General features: G+C 40.7%; 24 protein-coding genes. 20 read left to right on the top strand and 4 right to left on the bottom strand.

Annotation, left to right across the window (positions count from 1 at the left end):
- Nucleotides 1-105 precede the first annotated feature (105 nt).
- Entirely contained in the window at nucleotides 106-450 is a 345-nt protein-coding gene (locus FTU70_RS11875; protein WP_180060636.1) for a hypothetical protein, read from the bottom strand.
- Nucleotides 451-538: 88 nt separating this feature from the next.
- Nucleotides 539-934: a hypothetical protein gene (locus tag FTU70_RS11870; RefSeq protein ID WP_131261492.1), complete on the bottom strand. Its 396-nt coding sequence runs from the start codon at nucleotides 932-934 to the stop codon at nucleotides 539-541.
- A gap of 257 nt (nucleotides 935-1,191) precedes the next feature.
- On the opposite strand from FTU70_RS11870, the gene FTU70_RS11865 reads away from it, so the two are divergent.
- Complete coding sequence (locus FTU70_RS11865; protein WP_178867737.1) at nucleotides 1,192-2,004, top strand: DUF6502 family protein; 813 nt, start codon at nucleotides 1,192-1,194, stop codon at nucleotides 2,002-2,004.
- Entirely contained in the window at nucleotides 1,982-2,635 is a 654-nt protein-coding gene (locus FTU70_RS11860) for a hypothetical protein (protein WP_131261490.1), read from the top strand. Before FTU70_RS11865 ends, FTU70_RS11860 begins: the two co-directional genes overlap by 23 nt.
- A 113-nt stretch (nucleotides 2,636-2,748) precedes the next feature.
- On the opposite strand, the gene FTU70_RS11855 is transcribed toward FTU70_RS11860, so the two are convergent.
- Complete coding sequence (locus FTU70_RS11855) at nucleotides 2,749-4,050, bottom strand: peptidylprolyl isomerase (RefSeq protein ID WP_131261489.1); 1,302 nt, start codon at nucleotides 4,048-4,050, stop codon at nucleotides 2,749-2,751.
- Nucleotides 4,050-6,497 (bottom strand): LPS-assembly protein LptD, encoded by a 2,448-nt coding sequence (locus FTU70_RS11850; RefSeq protein WP_180060635.1) that lies wholly within the window; start codon nucleotides 6,495-6,497, stop codon nucleotides 4,050-4,052. The genes FTU70_RS11855 and FTU70_RS11850 overlap by 1 nt, the downstream gene beginning before the upstream one ends.
- A gap of 120 nt (nucleotides 6,498-6,617) precedes the next feature.
- On the opposite strand from FTU70_RS11850, the gene FTU70_RS11845 reads away from it, so the two are divergent.
- The 18 genes from FTU70_RS11845 (at nucleotide 6,618) to gspK (ending at nucleotide 20,763) form a co-directional block, all read left to right on the top strand.
- Nucleotides 6,618-7,631 carry an aminoglycoside phosphotransferase family protein gene (locus FTU70_RS11845; RefSeq protein WP_168419026.1) on the top strand — a complete coding sequence of 338 codons (1,014 nt, stop codon included), beginning with the start codon at nucleotides 6,618-6,620 and terminating at the stop codon, nucleotides 7,629-7,631.
- Nucleotides 7,632-8,321: an N-acetylmuramate alpha-1-phosphate uridylyltransferase MurU gene (gene murU, locus FTU70_RS11840; protein WP_180060634.1), complete on the top strand. Its 690-nt coding sequence runs from the start codon at nucleotides 7,632-7,634 to the stop codon at nucleotides 8,319-8,321. It begins immediately after the preceding gene.
- Nucleotides 8,322-8,405: 84 nt separating this feature from the next.
- Nucleotides 8,406-9,038: a 16S rRNA (guanine(527)-N(7))-methyltransferase RsmG gene (rsmG, locus tag FTU70_RS11835; protein WP_180060633.1), complete on the top strand. Its 633-nt coding sequence runs from the start codon at nucleotides 8,406-8,408 to the stop codon at nucleotides 9,036-9,038.
- Nucleotides 9,039-9,061: 23 nt separating this feature from the next.
- Nucleotides 9,062-9,844 carry a ParA family protein gene (locus FTU70_RS11830; RefSeq protein ID WP_004976821.1) on the top strand — a complete coding sequence of 261 codons (783 nt, stop codon included), beginning with the start codon at nucleotides 9,062-9,064 and terminating at the stop codon, nucleotides 9,842-9,844.
- Nucleotides 9,841-10,728: a ParB/RepB/Spo0J family partition protein gene (locus FTU70_RS11825; RefSeq protein ID WP_180044047.1), complete on the top strand. Its 888-nt coding sequence runs from the start codon at nucleotides 9,841-9,843 to the stop codon at nucleotides 10,726-10,728. Before FTU70_RS11830 ends, FTU70_RS11825 begins: the two co-directional genes overlap by 4 nt.
- 31 nt (nucleotides 10,729-10,759) lie before the next feature.
- The gene (locus FTU70_RS11820; protein WP_004976814.1) at nucleotides 10,760-11,407 is read left to right on the top strand and encodes a MotA/TolQ/ExbB proton channel family protein; all 648 of its coding nucleotides are present in this window, start codon (nucleotides 10,760-10,762) and stop codon (nucleotides 11,405-11,407) included.
- 9 nt (nucleotides 11,408-11,416) lie between these two features.
- Nucleotides 11,417-11,839 (top strand): biopolymer transporter ExbD, encoded by a 423-nt coding sequence (locus tag FTU70_RS11815; RefSeq protein WP_004976812.1) that lies wholly within the window; start codon nucleotides 11,417-11,419, stop codon nucleotides 11,837-11,839.
- Nucleotides 11,839-13,566: a lipid A export permease/ATP-binding protein MsbA gene (gene msbA / locus FTU70_RS11810; protein ID WP_180060632.1), complete on the top strand. Its 1,728-nt coding sequence runs from the start codon at nucleotides 11,839-11,841 to the stop codon at nucleotides 13,564-13,566. Before FTU70_RS11815 ends, msbA begins: the two co-directional genes overlap by 1 nt.
- Before the next feature lie 3 nt (nucleotides 13,567-13,569).
- The gene (gene lpxK, locus FTU70_RS11805) at nucleotides 13,570-14,583 is read left to right on the top strand and encodes a tetraacyldisaccharide 4'-kinase (protein WP_131261483.1); all 1,014 of its coding nucleotides are present in this window, start codon (nucleotides 13,570-13,572) and stop codon (nucleotides 14,581-14,583) included.
- An 11-nt stretch (nucleotides 14,584-14,594) separates the two neighbouring features.
- Nucleotides 14,595-15,356, top strand: a complete 762-nt coding sequence (gene kdsB, locus FTU70_RS11800; RefSeq protein WP_004976805.1) for a 3-deoxy-manno-octulosonate cytidylyltransferase — start codon at nucleotides 14,595-14,597, stop codon at nucleotides 15,354-15,356.
- 14 nt (nucleotides 15,357-15,370) lie between these two features.
- The gene (locus FTU70_RS11795) at nucleotides 15,371-16,360 is read left to right on the top strand and encodes a DNA polymerase III subunit delta' C-terminal domain-containing protein (protein ID WP_180060631.1); all 990 of its coding nucleotides are present in this window, start codon (nucleotides 15,371-15,373) and stop codon (nucleotides 16,358-16,360) included.
- Between the two features lie 10 nt (nucleotides 16,361-16,370).
- Nucleotides 16,371-16,712, top strand: a complete 342-nt coding sequence (locus FTU70_RS11790) for a PilZ domain-containing protein (RefSeq protein WP_026438361.1) — start codon at nucleotides 16,371-16,373, stop codon at nucleotides 16,710-16,712.
- A gap of 24 nt (nucleotides 16,713-16,736) precedes the next feature.
- Nucleotides 16,737-17,510 carry a TatD family hydrolase gene (locus FTU70_RS11785; protein ID WP_004976800.1) on the top strand — a complete coding sequence of 258 codons (774 nt, stop codon included), beginning with the start codon at nucleotides 16,737-16,739 and terminating at the stop codon, nucleotides 17,508-17,510.
- Between the two features lie 93 nt (nucleotides 17,511-17,603).
- Nucleotides 17,604-18,218: a TetR/AcrR family transcriptional regulator gene (locus FTU70_RS11780; RefSeq protein WP_004976797.1), complete on the top strand. Its 615-nt coding sequence runs from the start codon at nucleotides 17,604-17,606 to the stop codon at nucleotides 18,216-18,218.
- Between the two features lie 6 nt (nucleotides 18,219-18,224).
- A complete protein-coding gene (locus FTU70_RS11775; protein ID WP_131261481.1) occupies nucleotides 18,225-18,776 on the top strand; it encodes a prepilin-type N-terminal cleavage/methylation domain-containing protein in 552 nt (183 codons plus the stop codon).
- Nucleotides 18,766-19,146 (top strand): type II secretion system minor pseudopilin GspI, encoded by a 381-nt coding sequence (gene gspI, locus FTU70_RS11770; protein WP_004976793.1) that lies wholly within the window; start codon nucleotides 18,766-18,768, stop codon nucleotides 19,144-19,146. Before FTU70_RS11775 ends, gspI begins: the two co-directional genes overlap by 11 nt.
- A complete protein-coding gene (gspJ, locus tag FTU70_RS11765; protein WP_131261480.1) occupies nucleotides 19,143-19,766 on the top strand; it encodes a type II secretion system minor pseudopilin GspJ in 624 nt (207 codons plus the stop codon). Before gspI ends, gspJ begins: the two co-directional genes overlap by 4 nt.
- Nucleotides 19,767-19,779: 13 nt before the next feature.
- Nucleotides 19,780-20,763: a type II secretion system minor pseudopilin GspK gene (gene gspK, locus FTU70_RS11760; RefSeq protein WP_171501107.1), complete on the top strand. Its 984-nt coding sequence runs from the start codon at nucleotides 19,780-19,782 to the stop codon at nucleotides 20,761-20,763.
- The last annotated feature ends 169 nt before the right edge of the window (nucleotides 20,764-20,932 follow it).

Here is a 20,932-nt window from a genome sequence, read left to right as displayed (position 1 = left end):
CTAGACAAAATGACACCAAATGAGTTTTACTATGATCAGCTACCCCAACAAAACAAGGTGGCTTAACTAGAGCGGAATATCACTTATAAATACGCTTTTAGTTGTTCAAACAAGTGGGACCACCTCTTTTAATGAAGGATTATATAGAGAATATTGAACACCTTCATTACTGGCTTCTACTGAATTATTCCCAGTTTTAGTAATTTCAATCTGAGCTAAATTACAATCAGAAATACCTAAGTTAGATGAGCCTTGAATCCACTCTCCAGCCAATTTATCCGCTACTGTTGTTGGTGTTGGTGTTGGTGTTGGTGTTGGTGTTGGTGTTGGTGTTGGTGTTGGTGTTGGTGTTGGTGTTTGTGTATTGGAATTATCTGAGCTGTCACTGTTACAACCAACCAAAGCAGTAATTATTACAGTCACAAAGCCACTTTTAATTATCTTGTTCATAATAAGCTACTCACTAGAAATATTTTTCACAGAGATAGCCATCAAAATTCTGATAGCTATGTTATCACTATCGCCCCCATTTTAAGAATTAATGAATTAAATGAGACTCTACCCATCCATTTCCATATTCTGTTGTTACTTCGATTAATCCATTTGAGCTGACATTACCTGCATAAATAATGTCAGAATTTTTAGAAAGCTTAGTTTTTACTTTGCTTGATTTATTAGACGTTTCATAAAGCGGTAAGTTGTTTAGTTTTGGGGTTAATTTTTGTCCTATAGTACGTTCAATATCTTTAGATGTTTCATCATTACCACGAAACTTAGTCATTTCTTTGGCTGTACCTGCTACTTCTTTGGTCGTTTCGTTAATTTGACTTAAGGTTCCTCTTAGATCTCTTAAACTGTCTGCAAAGCCAGCATAAGAAGACGTTGAACTAGCATAAATGGTAAACAGAAGAATCAGGGGTGAAATTTTCATCATACTTACTCCTTAACGATGATTATTTAAATTGAATACTTTGTTTAGGAATGCGAAAAATTCGCATTTTTATGATAGAATATTTAATTAACAGTTGTAAATAGATGAACGTTAAATAGTAAAAAATTAAAAAGTGATATAGTGAGAGCCAGGTTGTGAGTATTTTTATTTCACAAGATATGAAAATTCATCTGATATAATTTGTAAGAGACTAAAAATAGTGAGAAAATTTCAATTGTAATTCTATTGCTGTTGGTGTAATGACTAAACTTCCTACTAATGATGCTGAGTTTAATTTAAAGCAAGTGCTTGCACTCATGGATTATCTTAGCCAATGGTTAATTCGTTCTGGTGTTGGATATACAGAATTTTCAGCTGCTTTAAAACCAATTTTTTATCAACAGGCTCTTCAAGAATTAGAAAGGATTGATCAAAAGCCTACTATTTCTGCTATTAGTTTATTATCTGGTCTACACCGTAAGGATGTCAGTGCATATAAAGAGACAAAGCTGGCGGGTAAGCCTTTGACTGAAGCAAATATCTCTGAACCAATTAGTGTTCCTTCTCGGGTTATAGGTTTGTGGTTAGCAGAAGGCTGGGGAGAATGTTTACCATTCAGTAGTGATGAAGAAAATAATTTCGAAATTCTGGTAAAAAAAGTATCTACTGAACGCCATCCTAGGTCTGTGTTAAATGAGTTGATCCGATTAGGCATAGTACTTGAAAAAGAGGGTAATATTTTCTTGCAAAAAGGACAGTTTATTCCTGATCCTTCTTTACAAGAAGCTCGTAAAATTTTGATTAAAAATTTACAATCCCATCTGGCTGCAGGTTTACATAATTTATTTGAAAATAATCAGACAAACTTTTTAGAACAAGCTGTGTGTGCGGATGGCTTAACAGAAGCATCTGTTCAGTTTTTACGTGATCAAAGTCTAAAATTGTGGCACGAATATTCACTACAACTACTCAAGCTAGCTTCTGAAAAATGTACAGAGGATGAAGGCAAGCTAGATGCTTCTAAAACTTTTATATTTGGGGTTTATCAACATGACCGTGAAGAAAATGGTTAAGCTATTTTGCTTTAATGTTTTATTTTTAACAATGATTGGTTGCGGACAGGATTTTAGTGTAGGGGGAGCTAGTTTAGAAGGTACAGGTAATGGGCTTCCACCTCCACCTGGTCTTGGGAATGCTAACGACAGCAATAGTGATGATGTCTTTAAACAGGATCAATATACGTTAAGACTATCTGGGGCTGCAACTGATTTGTGTGGTCTAGTCGTTCGTGAAATTCAATTTTTGGATTTATATCAAAAAACAGATTTACGTAAAGATGCTTCGTATGATCTAAAAGTTGATAAAGATAAAGGTACTCCTATAGAGATTAAATTATCTTTTCTTAATAATTATTCGGATAAAGTGATATTAGAATATCCTGATTGCAATGTGCCTTTAGATTTTTATAATACTGAAACAAAAGATCAATTATTTCCTGAGATGCAGTGTTCCATTATTAAAAAAGTTGAATTAATGCCAGATGAAGAGCGTATTTTTCAGCTTAAATACAAGTTATTTGAACCTGTAAAAGGAGTATGGCAGTTAAATAATCAAGTCAAAATTACTATCCCATCTGAGCCAGAAGAAGAGTGTGGAGAATTGCAGCTACCATTGGAACTAATAGAAAATAAAAACTTTTCTTGATGAAAGTCGAACGGATGAGGACATAAGTTTGAGCAGATACCCTTGCAAATAAAAAAACCAGTGCGGTGGCACTGGTTTTGATTGTGATCTAAAGCTCTAAAAGCTATATGCGCTTAGGAGTTCTTTTTACGATCTAGGCTTGGGTCTTTGATTTCTACAAAAGCATTGTTGCGTGTTTCACGTAACCAACTGTCCAATTCAGTATCAAACTGGCGTTCACCTAGTATTTGACGTGCCATACGTTCTTGGTATTCACGAGTCATATCTTGCTGGCGTGTATCGGTCACTTGCAGTACATGCCAACCAAACTGGGTTTGGAATGGTGCGCTAATTTCACCTTTTGCAGTATTTTTCATTTGGTTTTCAAATTCAGGTACCATCACCCCAGGATTAACCCAACCCAAGCTACCACCATCACGTGCAGAGCCAGCGTCATTAGAGAACGTCGCTGCTAAGGTTGCAAAGTCTTCACCCGCTTTTAAACGGTTGTGAATACTGTCAATCATGTGTTTCGCATTTTCAGGGCTTACGACTTCACTTGGCTGAATCAAGATATGTCGAGTTTGATATTGTGGAACTAGTGCACGTTGCTCAGTACTTTTGCGCTCCAGTAATTTTACGACATGAATACCATCACGGACTTCAATCAGTTCACTGGTTTGCCCCACATCTAATGGCGTAATACGTGCAGCAAGTTCCGCGGGAATATCGGTCAAGTTACGTAAACCCATGTCTGCAGACTGAACGGTTACACCATTGCCTGTATATTTTTTACTAATGGCTTGAATGTCATTGTTCTGCGCCAATTCAGCTTTGACTTGTTGCGCAACTTGTGCGGCATTTTCTGCTCCAGAAACACGCACATGCAAAATATGGACTTGGTTGCCTAAGGCAGCCTGACCTTGTGGGGTTTTCAGAAAGTTATCAACGTCTTGATCGCTAATTTGAATACGTGACATCACCACTTGCTGACGCAAACGATTCATAGCTAAATCTTCGGCAATACGATTACGTAAAAACGCATAACTGCCAGGAGATGATTTATCTAACTTTTGCTGAAAAGCCTCTAAGCTATTGCTTCCATTTTGCTGTGCAACTTTTAACACAGCTTCATTCAGGGATTTTTCATCAGCTTTAATGTTATAGCGTTTGACTTGTTCTAATTGCGCTTGGCGTACAATCAGTTGTTCTAAAGCTTGTTGTTCTAAAATGTGTTGTGGCGGAACAGGGCGCTTTTGCATTTCAAGTTGTTGTTTGAGTTCAACCACGCTTTGCGCTAAATCACTTTTTAAAATGACACTATTGTCAACTACAGCCACAATTTGATCATTCGCAGCAAATGCAGGCAGCGCTGCTGTCATGCAAAGTGCCAAGGTAGATGCTTTTAAAAATCGTTTTAACTGTTCTGTTTTCATTAACGTTGTGTCCAAGATTGATTAATTTTATTAAAACCTAAAATACGGTTTTCAAGTAAAGATGCAAGTTTATTATTGAAACTGCCTAAACCTTTTAAATTTAACTCTGCCATAATGGCACGTTTGGGTTTAACGCCCGCATCCGTCACATCATCCAAGTCGTTATAGTAAGAGCGACCATAGACTGAGATGCCCCAACAGCACGACTCATAGTTCACACCTAGCAAATATTCACGCGCAACGCTGTTGTCTAGGTCATATTGAGCATGACCTAAAATGCGCCAGTTGTTGTGAATAGGTTGAATAAACGATGCCACGACTTGATCATAATGATCTTGACGGTTTGGAATAACACGGCGGTTAATATAACCAAAGCTATATAAGTTGCCTTGATCACCCGTGTAAAGCATATTGACACTGCGCTGTGCATTGTCGCCATTTGACATCCATGCAGCATTGGCACCCACACTAAGGTTTTGGCTTAGCTGACTGGTTAGGCTAACAATTGGCCCAGTACGGTTTTCCGTATTAAATTCGTCTTCGGTATTATCCAGCGTGACACGACGATCTTCAAAGTAAAAACTTTGACCAATTCCTGCTCTAAGGCGTTCCAAACCAATTTCATCAAATAGGCTATAGTTTAAACCCAAAGACAAAAAGTTGTTGTCTTCTAAACGGTCATGACCATAGAAACGGTTTGGACTGAACAACTGGTCATAATTAATCGAAGCTGTTGCAGAGTCAAAGTTTGGGTGGTCGTTTTGATTGCGGTACGGTGCATAGGCATAGAACGCGCGCGGGGTAATGGCTTGCAAGAAGCGACCATCTTTTTCAAAGGTAATCCCTGTGTCTAAAGTGAATTGCGGAACAGTAACCGACTCACTTTTACTTGAAGATTTATACGTGTCTGTACTTAGAGTTTCTTTATCATAGAAGGTGTTGATGTTGCGTAACGATACTTCTGGAATCACAAATGACCACGGGTTACGGTAGTTGTAACGCACTGCAAAGTCATTATAAATACGCGTACCACTTGGTTCCCCATCTTGCGCAGCTAGATCTTTTTTGAAGTAAGCTGTGTCGTTATTAAATTCGACTTGGAAGCCTTGAGGATTGCCCGTTTTATAGTTCAATAAAAATTGTGGTAGGCGTGCATAAGGGCGATCCACAGATGGAATCGTCTTATCCAGGGTTTGGAAATCTTCAACTTTGAGCTGTGCTTTTAAACCCGGTATGCCGTTACGATAATTCAACTCCCAAGCACGACGTAAATTTAGGTCGGTTTTAGAGTTCGGGTTGTTATTTAAATCGGCAAAGTAGTCTTTGTCCGATGCATAGTTATATTCTAAGTTGGTTGAAAATTGTTCGTTGATTTGCCAGCCGTGTAAAAAATGTAAGTCTTTACGGTCTTGGTCATCATATTTGGCATCCGATGCTAAATAACCGCCCCAAATTTTACCTGAACCAAAATTTTCAGTTAAATAACGGAATTCACCTTCTAGCATCGCGCCACGATCTGCAATATAACGTGGGCTAACGGTAGCATCAAAATTCGGTGCAAGGTTTAAATACACAGGCACAGATAGCTCGACACCACCATCATTGGTAAAGCCAAAACTAGGCGTCAAAATACCTGTGGTACGGCGGTCATCAATTGGGAAATTGAAGTAGGGTACAGCCAAAACTGGTACATTTTTCACATACAATTTGGTGCCACGTGTTTCACCGCGTCCCGTTTCCTGATTCAGCTTAATTTCATTGGCTTGAATTTTCCAAGTCGGGGCTTGTTCAGGCGGGCAAGTACTGTAAGTGGCATTATTCAGCACCATCGTATTGGTTGAGGTGCGTGCAATTTTTTCTGCCATGCCGTGTGCATGTTGTTCTTCGGCAATATAAAAACTGTTGTTTAAGTCACCTTGCTGGGTTTTTAGGTTGTAATTAATTTCATCACTTTGCGCCAGTAAACCCGCTTGCGCCATTTGTACCCGACCTTCGGCTTTGGCAAAGGTCTGAGTTTGATCAATGGTAATTTTATCGGCACGAATTTGACGACCTTCTTGGTCAATCACCACGTTGCCTTCTAAGACTGAATCACCATTTGGGTCATAGTGCCCATAATCGGCAGTCACTGTAGAAGTGGCATTTGCAGCATCTACCGCAACAGTACCTGAGCTGATCGGCGTTAGCCACGCACCCTCACAATAGGCAGAACTTTGGCTGTGACCAAATTGTTGTTGTGCTTCAGGTGCAGCTTTATCAACATAATATTGCTCAAAGAACTGCTGCCCAGGATAAGCTTCCTGAATGGTGTGCTTAAGCTGCTGGTTATTGAGATTTGTGACAGATGAAGTCTGATCTGTGGTCTGCGCATAGCTGGAAACAGAGTGACCACATAACAGAGTTAAGACCGCAGTCGCTAAAGGATTAAATTTAAACTGATGCTTCATTTATCTCATCAACCAAGAGTGCTTAATCGCAATTAATTATTGTCGCATCATAGAGAAAAAGCGCAGAAGTAGCTACACTTAGCACTTTAAAAACTCAGCCTGTATTAGAATTTATTGCAAATGAATACACAACGCGAACAATTGATACAAACATGGATAACATCTGTACTTGGTTCAGATCAATTTGAAACTCATTTTTTAGCAGGCGATGCAAGTTTTCGTCGTTACGCACGAATCAAGTTGAATAATAAAACATTTATGCTCATGGATGCACCACCAGAAAAAGAAGATTGTGGTCCTTTTGTGTCGATTGATGAATTTTTTGCTGCCCATGGCGTGCGCGTGCCAAAAATTGTAGCCAAAGACTTGACACAAGGCTTTTTGTTGCTTGAAGATTTTGGTGATGTCTTGTTATCCACCTTGCTGAATGATCAGACTGTAGATGACTACTATGCGCAGTGCTTTAAGCAGTTAATTCAATTACAAGATATTGATGGCACTGCACATTTCCCTGAGTATTCCTATGACAAACTCATCAGTGAAATGGAATTGCTCACCGATTGGTTATTGCCTGCCTTACAGATTCAGCCAAGCGCAGAAGAAAGTGCCTTAATTAAACGTACTTTTGCTATTTTAGCCAATGCAGCTGTGGCACAGCCGCAAGTGATTGTGCATCGTGATTTTCATAGTCGTAACTTAATGAAAGTAGGCGATGACACGGAACTTGGTGTGATTGATTTTCAGGATGCGGTCATTGGTGCAGATACATACGATTTAATTTCGATTACCCGTGATGCTTATGTGCAGTGGAATGCTGAGCATGTGTATCGTTGGTTTAAAATGTTCTATGATTTGTTGCCAGAAGTATCTAAGCAAGACCGTGATTTTGAACAATTTAAAAAAGATGCCGATATGATGGCGATTCAGCGTCATATCAAAATTTTAGGTATTTTTGTGCGTTTATTTGAGCGTGATGGTAAATCGGGTTATCTCAAGGATTTACCGCGCGTAATGTGGTATTTACTTGAAGAAAGTAAACCTTATCCAGAATTACAACCATTTATGCACTTTATTCACACGACAGTAATGCCAAAATTTACTGCTAAATATGGTCAGTATGAGGTGGTTGCCTAAATGAAAGCCATGATTCTTGCCGCAGGAATGGGCAATCGTATGCGTCCTTTAACACTGCATACGCCTAAACCTTTATTGGAAGTCGGTGGAAAACCTCTAATTGTGTGGCACATCGAAAAATTACAAAAGATGGGTGTGCAGGAAATTGTCATCAATACGGCATGGTTGGGTGAAAAACTTGCAGATGCTTTGGGTGATGGTTCGCAATTTGGTGTGAAAATTTTGTGGTCGCATGAAGGCGAAGGCTTAGAAACTGCAGGTGGCATCATCAATGCGTTGCCATTATTGGGCAATGAACCTTTTATATTGGTGAATGGCGATGTTTGGACCACCATGGATTTTGCGCCATTATTAAATGTGCAGCTTCAAGATGACTTGGCACATTTGGTTTTGGTGGAAAATCCAATACAGCATCCACAAGGTGATTTCATTTTGGCTGCAAACAAAGCCTATACTTTTGAGCAAGCACGTTCAGGTGAAAATCTGACTTATAGTGGCGTGGCGGTGATGCATCCGCAAATGTTTAATGGTTTGGAATCGGGTAAACGTCCACTTGCACCATTGCTTAAACAAGCCATGCAGCAAGAAAAAATTTCTGCACAGAAATTGCAGGGTGTTTGGGTGGATGTTGGCACTCCTGAACGATTAAATGCGCTAGATCAACAAATTCAGCAGGGTGTGTACGCTTAAGTGCATATTCACTAAGCATTCGCCCCTATGACTGCAACTATAAATCGGTATACTTCCATTAACTTTTTCGAGATGTGAATTGTGATGCATTCGTTTTTTCAGGAACTCAAGCAAGGTAGTCAGGCTTTAGGTTTAGAGCTCAGTGATGAGGCTTTAAATTTATTACTCAAATACCAAGATGCTTTGGTGCTATGGAACAAAGCGTACAACCTCACTGCAATTCGTGACCCGAAAGAAATGCTGGTGAAGCATTTGCTAGACAGTCTGAGCATCCTCAAAGATTTGCCTGCAGGTCGTTTACTGGATATTGGGACAGGTGGCGGTATGCCAGGCATGATTATTGCCTTGTGTCAGCCTGAGCGCGATTGCGTGTTACTGGACTCGAATGGTAAAAAGATTCGTTTTTTAAAGCAGTTTATTGCGGATTTAAAACTGAAAAATGTGGTGGCGGTACAGACTCGGGTTGAAAATGAAGATAGTATTCGTGAACTTGGGCAGTTTGATGTCATCACCAGTCGTGCTTTTGCTTCGTTAACCGACTTTGTTACTGCATCAACACCTTTTATGCATGCGCAAAGTATCATTGCTTCTATGAAAGGTTTGGTTCCTGCCGATGAAGTCGCGGCATTGAAAGATCAGTTTAGCTGTGAAATTATTGAGCTCAAAGTTCCGCGTTTAGACGAACAACGTCATTTACTTTTATTAAAACGTATTTAATTTTTCAAAGGACTGGGGTGATCATGGCACAAATTATTGCGATTGCGAACCAAAAAGGTGGTGTCGGAAAAACCACAACCGCAGTAAATTTGGCAGCATCTTTAGCTGTTTTGAAAAAGCGCGTTTTATTGGTCGATATGGACTCACAAGGCAATGCCACCATGGGTTCAGGCATTCAAAAAAATGATTTGCTGTATTCAGTGACCGATGTATTGTTGGGCGAAGTGCCGATTGAAACCGCAATTAGCAAGGCAGAAGTTGGTTATAAAGTCTTGGGTGCCAATCGTGATTTGGCAGGGGTTGAATTGGTGATTGCTGAGCAAGAAGGGCGCGAGTTTATTTTGCGCAATGCCTTGCAAGAAGTTGCCAAAGACTTTGATTATATTATTGTCGATTGTGCGCCAAGTTTAAGCTTAATTACCGTGAATGCTTTGGCAGCAGTGCAAAGTGTGATCATTCCAATGCAGTGTGAATATTACGCACTTGAAGGTTTGGCTGACCTGACGCAAACCATTGACCGTATTCAACAAGCACTCAATCCTGATTTAGAAATTATTGGTGTATTACGCACCATGTATGATGCGCGTAATGCCCTAACCCGTGATGTGTCTGAAGAATTATCACACTATTTTGGTAAAAAATTATACGATACCGTGATTCCGCGTAATGTACGCTTGGCAGAAGCGCCTGCACACGGTTTACCCGTCATTTATTTTGAAAAAAGCTCGAAGGGTGCAGTTGCCTACCTGAATTTAGCAGCTGAAATGTTGAAAAAAAGCAAAGTAAAAAAAGGAAGTAAAGCATGACCACAAAAAAACGCGGATTAGCCAAAGGTCGTGGTTTGGATGCCTTATTGGGGTCAATCCAGAAAGAAAAATTACAACTTGAAGTGCAATCTTTAGATCATGGTCAGCTAAAACAAATTGATGTCAATTTATTAAAACGTGGTGAATATCAACCGCGTCGCTTTATTCAAGAGCAAGATTTACAGGAATTGGCGGCATCTATTGAAAAACATGGTGTAATGCAGCCAATTGTGATTCGTCCGATAGATGACGAACAACATCCTTATGAAATTATTGCAGGTGAGCGTCGCTGGCGTGCTGCACAGTTGGCAGGTTTAACTGAAATTCCTGCAATTGTGCGTGATTTGACCGATCAGGTCGCGATTGCTTTGGCATTAATTGAAAACATTCAGCGTCAAGACCTCAACCCAATTGATCAGGCAATGGCGTTACAACGCTTTCACGATGAGTTTGGCTTGAGTCATCAGGAAATTGCCGAAACAGTAGGTAAAGCACGTACCACGGTCAGTAATTTATTGCGTTTACTCACTTTGGCTGAGCCTGTTAAAGAGTTGATGCAGCAAGGCTTGCTAGATATGGGTCATGCACGTGCTATTTTAACTTTGAAAGCTAAAGATCAGCTCAAAGTCGCGCAGCATGTAATTGAAAAGAATTTATCGGTACGTCAAACCGAACAGTTGGTACGTGACTTTAATGCGCCAAAACAAGAAAAGCCGAAAACGGCTATTGCGCCTGATATTCAACAACTCACGCAACGTCTTTCTGAGCGTTTTAGTGCAGATGTTAAAATTGATTATAACAAGCAAGGTAAGGGCAAATTGACCATCAGTTATCACTCTCTGGAAGAGCTGGATGGTATTTTAAATATTTGCCTGTCCGATTAATTTTAATTCGTATTTTATTGGGGAAAAGCGAATGTGGGAATTGGTAAAAGCAGGTGGCTGGCTGATGCTGCCGTTGGTATTGTGCTCGGTATTTACCGTTGCAATTACCATTGAGCGTTTTATGCGTTTAAAGAGAGCAGGTATTTTGCCCAATGCGTTGTTGCTCAACCGCGGGCAAAGTTTAGCGACTGTGTTGCAACAACTGAATCAAAGTGCCAACTTAAAAAACAGTACATTAGGCCGTATTTTTGAGGCGGGTGCGCGTAATAAACAACAATCAGAACACTATGCGCGTGCACAAATGGAAGCGACAGCTTCACAAGAAATTGGTTATTTAGAAAAAAATATCAACTTCTTGGGTACGCTCAGTGCAGTTGCGCCATTATTGGGTTTATTGGGTACAGTGCTTGGGATTATTGAATCATTTTTAGTGATTGATGTGGGTGCAAGTAATCCAACCTTAATGATTCCAGGGATTTCTAAAGCCTTAATTACCACTGCTGCAGGTATGTTAATTGCAATTCCAGCCTTATTTGCCTATCGTTATTTTCAGCGTTTGGTGCAAGAATATACTGCTGAGTTAGAGCAGCAAGCGACTTTGTTTCACGCAGGATTATTTCATCAGAGTCAACCTCATCAGCTTGATGCGGATGTGCAAGATGTGAAAAAAGTAAGCTAAGGTGAGTTTATGAAATTCAAACGCTCGCAAGTTGAAGATATTCATATTAACCTGACCCCAATGATTGACTGTTTGCTGTTCATCTTGGTGTTTTTGTTGCTTTCGACCACATTTAACCAATTTAGCCGTATGAATTTAACTTTGCCAGATGCGCAAGGTGTACCACCAAAATCTTATGAACATAAAATTGAAGTGGTGGTAGATTCTTCAGGGCATTATTCTGTCAATGGTCAGGCACTTTCGACTAAGGAAGTGGCAGATTTAAGCACAGCAATTAAACAAATTTCTCAAGATCGACGCGATTTAATGTTTATCATTGCTGCAGATGCCAAAGCCACTCATCAAGATGTGATTCGAGTGATGGATGTCGCAGGACAACTTGGTTTCGTCAACATCAATATCAGTACGAAAGTCCCAACTCGAGGTTATTAGTGAAGAAGGATTTACAGGTCTATCGCCGTCTTCTGAGATATTTGCTCCCATTTTGGGGCTTAGCAATCTTGGTGATTATCGGTTTCGCCATTAATGCAGCCACAGAAGTATCTGTGGCAAAACTCTTGGAAAAAATTATTAATGCCATTCAGGAGCGTGACCAATCTTTCACCACACTATTTCCGCTATTAGTCATTGCACTGATGTTTTTCCGTGGTTTGGGAACTTTTATTGGCGGTTACTATACCGCAGTGATTTCACGTAATTTGGTATTCAATATCCGTCAGGAAGTCTTTGCTAAATTGCTGCGTTTACCTGCACAGTATTACTTAGATAATACCAGTGGGCACATTACTGCCAAAATTATGTATAACGTAGAGCAGTTGACCGCTGCATCTACAGAATCGCTGCGTACATTGGTACAACAGGGTTTGATTACACTCGGCTTGCTCGGCTATTTGCTGTATACCAACTGGCGTTTGACCCTCTGTATTTTGGTATTTGGCCCATTAATTGGCTTGCTGATTCGTAAAGCTGCAAAACGCATGCGTCGTTTATCTATTCAAGTACAAGACACCATGGGGGATGTAAACCACGTGGTGCAAGAAACGGTGAATGGTAATTTGGTCGTCAAAGGTTTTGGTGGTCAGACCTATGAACAAAGCCGATTTAAAGAAAACTCTTTAGAAAACCTGCGTCGTGGTTTAAAGATGGTGGCAGTGCAGCAATTGAACAGCCCTGTGGTGCAGTTCATTATGTCCATTGCTTTGGCAATTATTATCTGGATTGCCTTACGCCCAGAAATTCTACGTGATATTTCAGCAGGCGAGTTTGTAGCCTACATTACTGCCGCAGGTATGTTGAGCAAACCAATTAAAGCCCTTACCGATATTAATGAAAAATTACAACGCGGTTTGGCAGCAGCGCATTCGGTTTTTGAATTGCTCGATATGCCTGAAGAAGATAATCACGGGACGCTTACACCAGACTTAAAAGGTAATTTGCAATTTAAGAATGTGAATTTGGTGTATTCCGATGGGCATCATGCCATTCATGATTTTAATCTGGATGTCAAAGCAGGTGAAACTGTGGCTTTAGTTGGGCGTTCAGGTGCGGGTAAAACCTCATTGGTCAATCTGTTGGTACGTTTTCAGGAAGTATCTTCAGGGCAAATTTTGTTTGATCAGCAGGATATTCGTGACATTGAGCTGAATAGCCTGCGTTCACAAATTGCTATGGTCAATCAGCAAGTGGTATTGTTTAACCGTACGGTGCGTGAAAATATTGCCTATGGTCAGCTTGAAGGTGCGAGTGATGAAGCAGTGATTGCTGCAGCCAAAGCGGCTTATGCACATGACTTTATTATGGCTTTACCGCAAGGCTACGACACAGCATTAGGTGCGCAAGGCTTGAATTTGTCTGGTGGTCAGCGACAACGTATTGCCATTGCACGTGCAATCTTAAAAAATGCACCAATTTTAATTTTAGATGAAGCCACCAGTGCTTTAGACAATGAATCTGAATACTTTATTCAGCGTGCATTTGATGCGGCTATGCAAGACCGTACCACCATTGCCATTGCACACCGTTTATCTACCATCGAAAATGCTGACCGTATTGTAGTGATGGATCAGGGACGTATTTTAGAACAAGGTACTCATCAGGAACTCATGGCGCAAAAAGGCGCGTACTTTCAGTTGCATCAGCGTAACTTCGAGGAACATTAATTCATGTCTTTGGCACAATTTATTCAGGACGCTTGGCAGCAACAGGCCAAATGGCTAGTTGTGCTTAGGCCCTTGTCTTTATTGTACCGTGGTGTGAGTTTGCTCAATCAAAATTTATATCGCTCAGGTATTAAAACCGCTTATACTGCGCCCGTACCTGTGATGGTGATTGGCAATATTACTGTGGGTGGCAGCGGCAAAACCCCTTTGCTGATTCACTTGGTCAAATATCTACAAAGTTTAGATGTTCGTGTTGGCGTGATTAGCCGTGGTTATGGCGGAAAAGGCCCATTTCCAGCCTATGTCAGCATTGACGCTAATGTTGACGTAGTGGGCGATGAACCGACTTTGATTGTGCAATCTACAGGCGTACCGATGGCTGTGGGGCCAAATCGTCAAAAAAGTATTGAATTGTTACTTGCACAGCATGAATTGGATTTAATTATTAGTGATGATGGTTTGCAGCATTTGGCTTTAAACCGTCAATTGGAATGGATTGTTTTAGATAATAATCGTGGTTTGGGTAACGAGAAAATATTGCCCGAAGGTTATTTGCGTGAACCAAAATCTCGATTAGAGCATGCCACGGTGATTGAACATGCAGCGCAACCGAGTTCTGAATTAAATATGCATTTGGCCGTTGCAGCGCCATACTTATTGCATCCCGCACAAGAATTAATTTTTGATCCGACCCAAAATTTTTATGCTGTCGTGGGCATTGGCTTTCCTGAGCGGTTTTATAAAACTTTAGAGTCGATGGGTGTGACCCAATTTCAATGCCATGAGTTTCCAGACCACCATGACTATGAAATTACCGATTTGCAGTTTGAAGATTCGCAACCGATTATTACCACAGAAAAAGATGCAGTAAAGTTATTGCCTCTGTTAAAACAATATCCAGATTTTCAGCGTGAAATTTGGGTTGTACCTGTAGATGCAGTATTGTCATCGGCCTGCTATGTCACCTTACATCAACAATTGAAACAATTGGGTTTAAACCTGCCTGAAAGACCATGATAAGGAAAATTATGAAGCACATTGTTATCCCTGCACGTTATGCTAGTTCACGCCTGCCAGGCAAACCTTTACTGGAAATTCATGGTCGTGCCATGATTTTACGTGTGGTTGATCAGGCAAAAAAAGTGGCAGGTTTTGATGACTTGTGTGTGGCGACCGATGATGCTCGTATTGCAGAATTATGCCGTGCCGAAGGTGTAGATGTAGTGCTGACTTCGGCAGACCATCCATCAGGTACAGATCGTTTAAGTGAAGTGGCGCGCATTAAAGGTTGGGATAAAAACGATATTATCGTCAATGTGCAGGGCGATGAGCCACTTTTGCCTGCGCAATTGGTGCAACAAGTGGCGCAGTTGTTAGAAGCTCAACCTGAATGCTCGATGTCTACGCTATGTGAGCCGATTCAGCAACTAGATGAATTTACTCGCGACAGCATTGTTAAAGTGGTCATGTCTAAACACAATCAGGCTTTGTATTTTAGCCGTGCCACGATTCCTTATGACCGCGATGGTGCGAAAGCAGCGACACCACAATTGCATGCACATGCGTATCGCCATTTAGGTTTGTATGCGTACCGTGTGGAATTGCTGCAAGAATATGTGACTTGGGAAATGGGAACATTGGAAAAGCTGGAAAGCCTAGAGCAATTGCGTGTCTTGGAAAATGGACATCGTATTGCCATTGCAGTTGCAGAAGCCAATTTACCACCGGGTGTAGATACCCAAGCAGACTTAGACCGTTTAAATGCAATGGATATTGCCCATTTTGAGTAAGTGAATCACCGACCATGCAACGTGATGTAATTGGACAAGTATATCCTTGGCAGCAACAAGTTTGGGAAAACCTGACAGGGCGATTTCCTAAAATGGGGCATGGTTTATTGTTTTTTGGCAAACAGGGTTGTGGTAAAGAAGCCTTTGCACAGCAATTTGTGGCTTGGATTTTATGCCAACAGCGTGATGTGCAGTCACAGCCTTGTGGTGAATGTAGCAGTTGTCAGTGGTTAAAATCAGATACACATCCGAATTATGTCTATATCAGCACCGATGAAGAGAATAAAAAGCAAAACGCGAAAATTAAGATCGAGAAGATCCGTGATTTATTACCTTTTGTCCAGCAAACGGTAGATGGCTGGCGGGTGATTGTGATTGAACCTGCTGAAGCCTTAAATATTGCATCTTCCAATGCGTTGCTGAAAACCCTCGAAGAACCGGGTGATCGCATCGTGATTATTTTGCTGGCAGATCATTATCTTAAATTACCTGCAACCATTCGTAGCCGTTTGCAGCATTTTGCTTTAGACCGTATTGATGCTGCACAGGCTACGGCATATTTGCAGCAGCATTTGCCCGATTTAGATGCGAACAAACAGCAATTGTTGATGAATTTGTCTAATCAAATGCCATTGCAGGCTTTGCAGTTGGCACAGGCAGAATGGCTGGAACAGCGTACAGATTTTCTGAAAGACTGGTCTAAACTGGTAACGCAAAAAAATATGCCGCTGGCAATCGCAACCAAGTGGAACAAGGCGCTGAGCTTTACTGATTTTAGTCAGATGTTTGAATACTTGTTGTGTGATTTAATTTGTGTCAAGCTAAATCAAAGCATTAAAAATTTGGATTTAAGCACCGCTTTGCAGCATTTGGCTGAACAATATGACTTAGAAAGTCTGTTTGGTTTATATGCAGAATTACAGCAAGCCAAGCCAATGCTTGAGCAAAACGTGCAAAGTAATCTAGTGCTTGATCAATTATGTATTAAGTTGATGAATATTTAAGGGGAACATGATGCAACCACGTATGGGCGGTATTATTCAGGCCAATATTCCTGATGTCGAAACGCTATATTTAAGTTATATGCCATACGTTGTGGGCGGTGGCTTATTTGTACCCTCAAAACAACCTGTAAAAATGGGTGAAGAAATCTTCGTGCTTGCAACTTTGCCTGAACAATCACAAAAAATTCCACTTACAGGAAAAGTCATCTGGATTTCGCAAAAGCAAAACGGCATCAAATTGCAGGGCTTTGGCATTCAACTGAGCGGTGAAAAAGGCGTTTATTACAAATCTGAAGCCGAAAGAATCCTTGCGGGGCTTAAGTCTGACAACCGTAACAGTTACACTATGTAGGTTGTTTGCTTTTAGGAAAAAATCGTGTTTGTAGATACACATTGTCATTTAACGATGTTGGATTTAAGCCCTTATGATGGTGACTTAGATGCAGCAATTGCACAGGCACGCCTAGCGGGTGTGTCTAAAATTATGGGTATCTCTGTCGATTTAGACGATCATATTGCATTGTCAAAAATTGCAGCACGCCATGCCGATGTTGGTTATAGCGTGGGTGTGCATCCTTGTGAAAATGCTGAAAATATGGCGCGTGCCACCACCGAGCAACTGATTGCTTTAGCACAAGCAGACAAAGTCTGGGCTTTGGGCGAAACAGGTTTGGACTATTTTCACAGTACCGATTTTGTCGCAGAGCAAAAAGCCTGTTTTGCACGGCATATTCATGCGTCACAAGCTGTAAAAAAACCTGTGGTGGTACATACCCGTGCTGCCAAGCAAGATACAGTAGATATTATCCGTGCGGAAAAATCGACGCATGGTGTATTACATTGCTTTACTGAAGACTGGGCAACCGCCAAAGCGGTGTTAGATTGTGGTTATTATGTGTCGTTTTCAGGCATTGTTTCCTTTAAAAATGCGCAAGATTTACGTGATGTGGCTAAGCAAGTACCTTTAGACCGTGTCTTAATTGAAACTGATAGTCCATATTTGGCACCTGTGCCATATCGCGGTAAGACAAATGAGCCAAAATACGTTCCGTATGTAGCCAAAGCCCTAAGTGATGTATATGATAAGTCCTTAGAGGAAATGGCTTTCATAACAACACAAAACTTTGAAAACCTGCTCAAAGGACATTAATTTGCATAGTGGAATGATGCAAAAATTTAATGTTCTGGTGATATTAAAAATTTCCATTGATTGAATAGTGAAAAGAGAGTTTATCGGGTGAAGATGGATCGTCAGGCTCAGTTTCGAGCAAGAGAAACGTTAATTTTCCAAGTGGCAGAGCAGTTGCTTTTGGAAAATGGTGAAGCAGGAATGACCCTTGATGCTTTGGCAGCAGAACTGGATTTGGCCAAAGGTACTCTATATAAACACTTTCAAAGTAAAGATGAACTATATATGTTGCTTATTATTCGTAATGAGCGCATGTTGCTAGAAATGATTAAAGATGCGGAAAAACAGTTTCCTGAACATCTAGCATTTTTTATGCTGCATCACTTACATCATCCTGAACGTACTGTGCTTTTTCATCAAATTGAAGAACGCCTTTCTACAACGGGTGTTGGCATTGGCTTGTTGTTTAGTGAACTATATCAGGTTCGTAAAAGCCGATTACGCATCATTATCCGTATGACTGAACAATATTTGGAATCTATTAATAGTCACATGGAAGTGCGTGATTATCTGGCTTCAATTTGGGCACTTACGCATGGTGCGGCAGCCATTTTAAACTCAAGTTTCTATCAGCGTTATTTAGGTTCCCGGGATACTTTACGTGTGGCCTATATCGATCAAGCGTTGGCGATGCCCAAACAAGCACAATCTTTCGAGCAATTGAATTAATACGCTATGAACACACCACTATCTTCGGTTCGCGGTTTTACGCTCATTGAATTGATGGTGGTGATAGTCATTATGGCGATTATGGCATCGCTGGTTTTAATGAATATCGGTGGTGTTGATCAGCGTAAAGCCATGCAGGCGCGGGAAGTGTTTTTATTGGATTTGCGTAAACTGAATCGTGAAGCCAATGATCAAGCGCGTATTTTTGCACTCAATTTGCATCAAGCAACCGATGTTTCACCTGCGCGATATGATGTACTGGAATATCAGCCTTATGCTTCAGAACAACAATTAACCCTGCAAAATAATCAAAAATGGCAAAACTATGGCGAATTTAAAAGCAGAACGTTGCCTGAACAAGTTTCTATCCAAATTTTATCTTTAGAACAAAGCTATCCGAATGCTAACAATAGTGAGTTGCTGCAAGGTAATGCACCCGCACTGATTTGGCTGGGCAATGGTGAAGCCAAACCTGTGCGTATTCAGTTCTATTTAGAACAGCGTCCTGTAGGTGCGGAAATAGAGGTCGATCATTTAGGAAAAATCCATGAAAGCTAAAGGATTTACACTACTTGAAGTTATGGTGGCTTTGGCAATTTTTGCAACAGCAGCTATGGCAATGACCAAAGTGGCGATGCAATATACCCAATCCACCGCCAATGCAATTTTAAGAACCAAAGCACAATTTGTGGCTTTGAATGAAGTGGCATTGATGGAAATGAATCGGCAATGGTTAAGTGGAACAGAGTCAAAGCAAGTGACACAACAGGGCGAAACATGGCAAATTGACAAGTCCACACAGCCAACCATTAGTCCGAATGTGCAACGTGTCGATCTTCAAATCAGTTTATATAATCAAGACACAGGACAAGTTGAAGCAGGAGTGACTTCTTTGGTGTTTTTTAATGCCCGTGAGCAGCAATCATGAGTACAAAGAAAGGCTTCACTTTAGTTGAGTTGCTAGTCGCTATTGCAATTTTTGCAGTGCTGTCTGCTTTGGGTTGGAAAGTATTTGATTATCTCGCCAAAGTCAAAGATCGCAATGCGATGCATGAAGCCAATCTAGAACAGTTGCAAGAAAGCTATCAACAAATATTACGTGACACGATGCAGGCTGTTCCATTAACGGCCAATGTCAAAGGGCAGCAACAACCTGCTTTGGTTTTACAAAATGGACGTTTTAATTTCAGTAAAACAGGGGTGACCGATCCTTTGCAGCAGAGTATTTCACCCCATGAGCGTGTTGAATATCAATATCGTGCCGATGAAAAAAAATTGTATCGTTTAAAATATCGTAATTTGCATCAAACGGGCAATGATCAGCCTGAGTCGAGCGTGATGTTGGATGAAGTCGAAGCCTTTGAGATTATGGTTTTGAATCCAAATGAATTGAGCAGTTGGCCTGAAAGCAGTGTCGATTCGCAGCAAACTGAACAATTAAGGCTACTCCCGAAAGGAATAAAAATAAATTTAACCGTGCGTGACGTGCAATACGAATGGATATTTAGCTTATTGCAGACTGATTTTTTAAAGAAGAAAGACAATTAAAGGCACAGTGGCAATGTATTCAAAATCGACTCAGCGCTTAGGTAGCATCATCAAATCACAACAAGGCATCGCCTTGATTACGATTTTGATGTTGGTTGCCTTAGCTACGATTTTGGCAGCGACCATTGCCAAGCGGCAAATGTACACCAGTGAAAATACCGCCTATTTGATGCGTCAAAATCAGGCATTGTTATATGCCAAAAGTGCTGAAGTATTTTTTGCAGAATTACTGCAAGATGATGCTGAAAATGCAGGCCAAGTTGATCACTTACAAGAGAACTGGGCAAAACCGATGCCGCCATTTCCAGTCGAAGATGGTTATGTATCGGGCGTGCTGCAAGATGAGTCAGGGAAATTTAATTTAAATAGTTTGCTGACAACCGAAGATCAAGTAAACGAAAAAGCAAAAAAATATTTTGAAAAATTATTGCAGCGTGTTGGGCTACCTGCGCAATTAAGTGAAGCTGTGATTGATTGGCAAGATGCAGATGATGAACCGAGTGGTGCTATGGGTGCAGAGTCGAGTTATTACCAAGGTTTGCCAATTCCTTATTTACCGCCCAATAGCTTGTTTCATAGTGCGGAAGAATTAAAACAAGTCCGTGGTTTTGAAGGTGCGAAGTATCAGCAAATTGCACCTTATGTGAGTGCCTTGCCAAAACGAGATACCACTATCAATATTAATACCGCACCTGCTTTAGTTTTGGCGAGCTTTGATGAAAAATTGGATGTGGTTGCTGTGCAAAATCTACTTGATCGTCGTAATGCCAATTTAGAGCACTTTAGCAATGTAAATGCTTTGTGGGAGTTAGATGGCTTTCAAGCTGTCGATAGCGCGATACGCAATGAATTTACAAGTTTATTGGGTGTGCAATCCCATTATTTTAAAGCCAAAATTGAAGTGGTATTGGGCGAGCGCAAACGTCAATTTAGCAGTGATTTGGTGCGTAGCGAAAAATCTGTCAATGTCAGTGGGCGAAGTCTGGCGCCATTTTAAGTATTAGCATTAACCTTGACTTAGTTGCTGTTATTCGGATGCAAATGCATTGCATATCTGTACTGAAACTGATCATTACGATTTTTGTCTGGCAATCTGCGGGCTAAAATTGGCTTATTGTTCACGTTTTGCATTATAATTAAAAAGAATATCCCCCAAATATTTTGAT

The sequence above is a fragment of the Acinetobacter sp. YH12135 genome (assembly GCF_013418565.1).
GTDB lineage: Bacteria > Pseudomonadota > Gammaproteobacteria > Pseudomonadales > Moraxellaceae > Acinetobacter > Acinetobacter towneri.
Note: the sequence above shows the minus strand (reverse complement) of the source record. Positions and strands in the feature narration are given on the sequence as shown.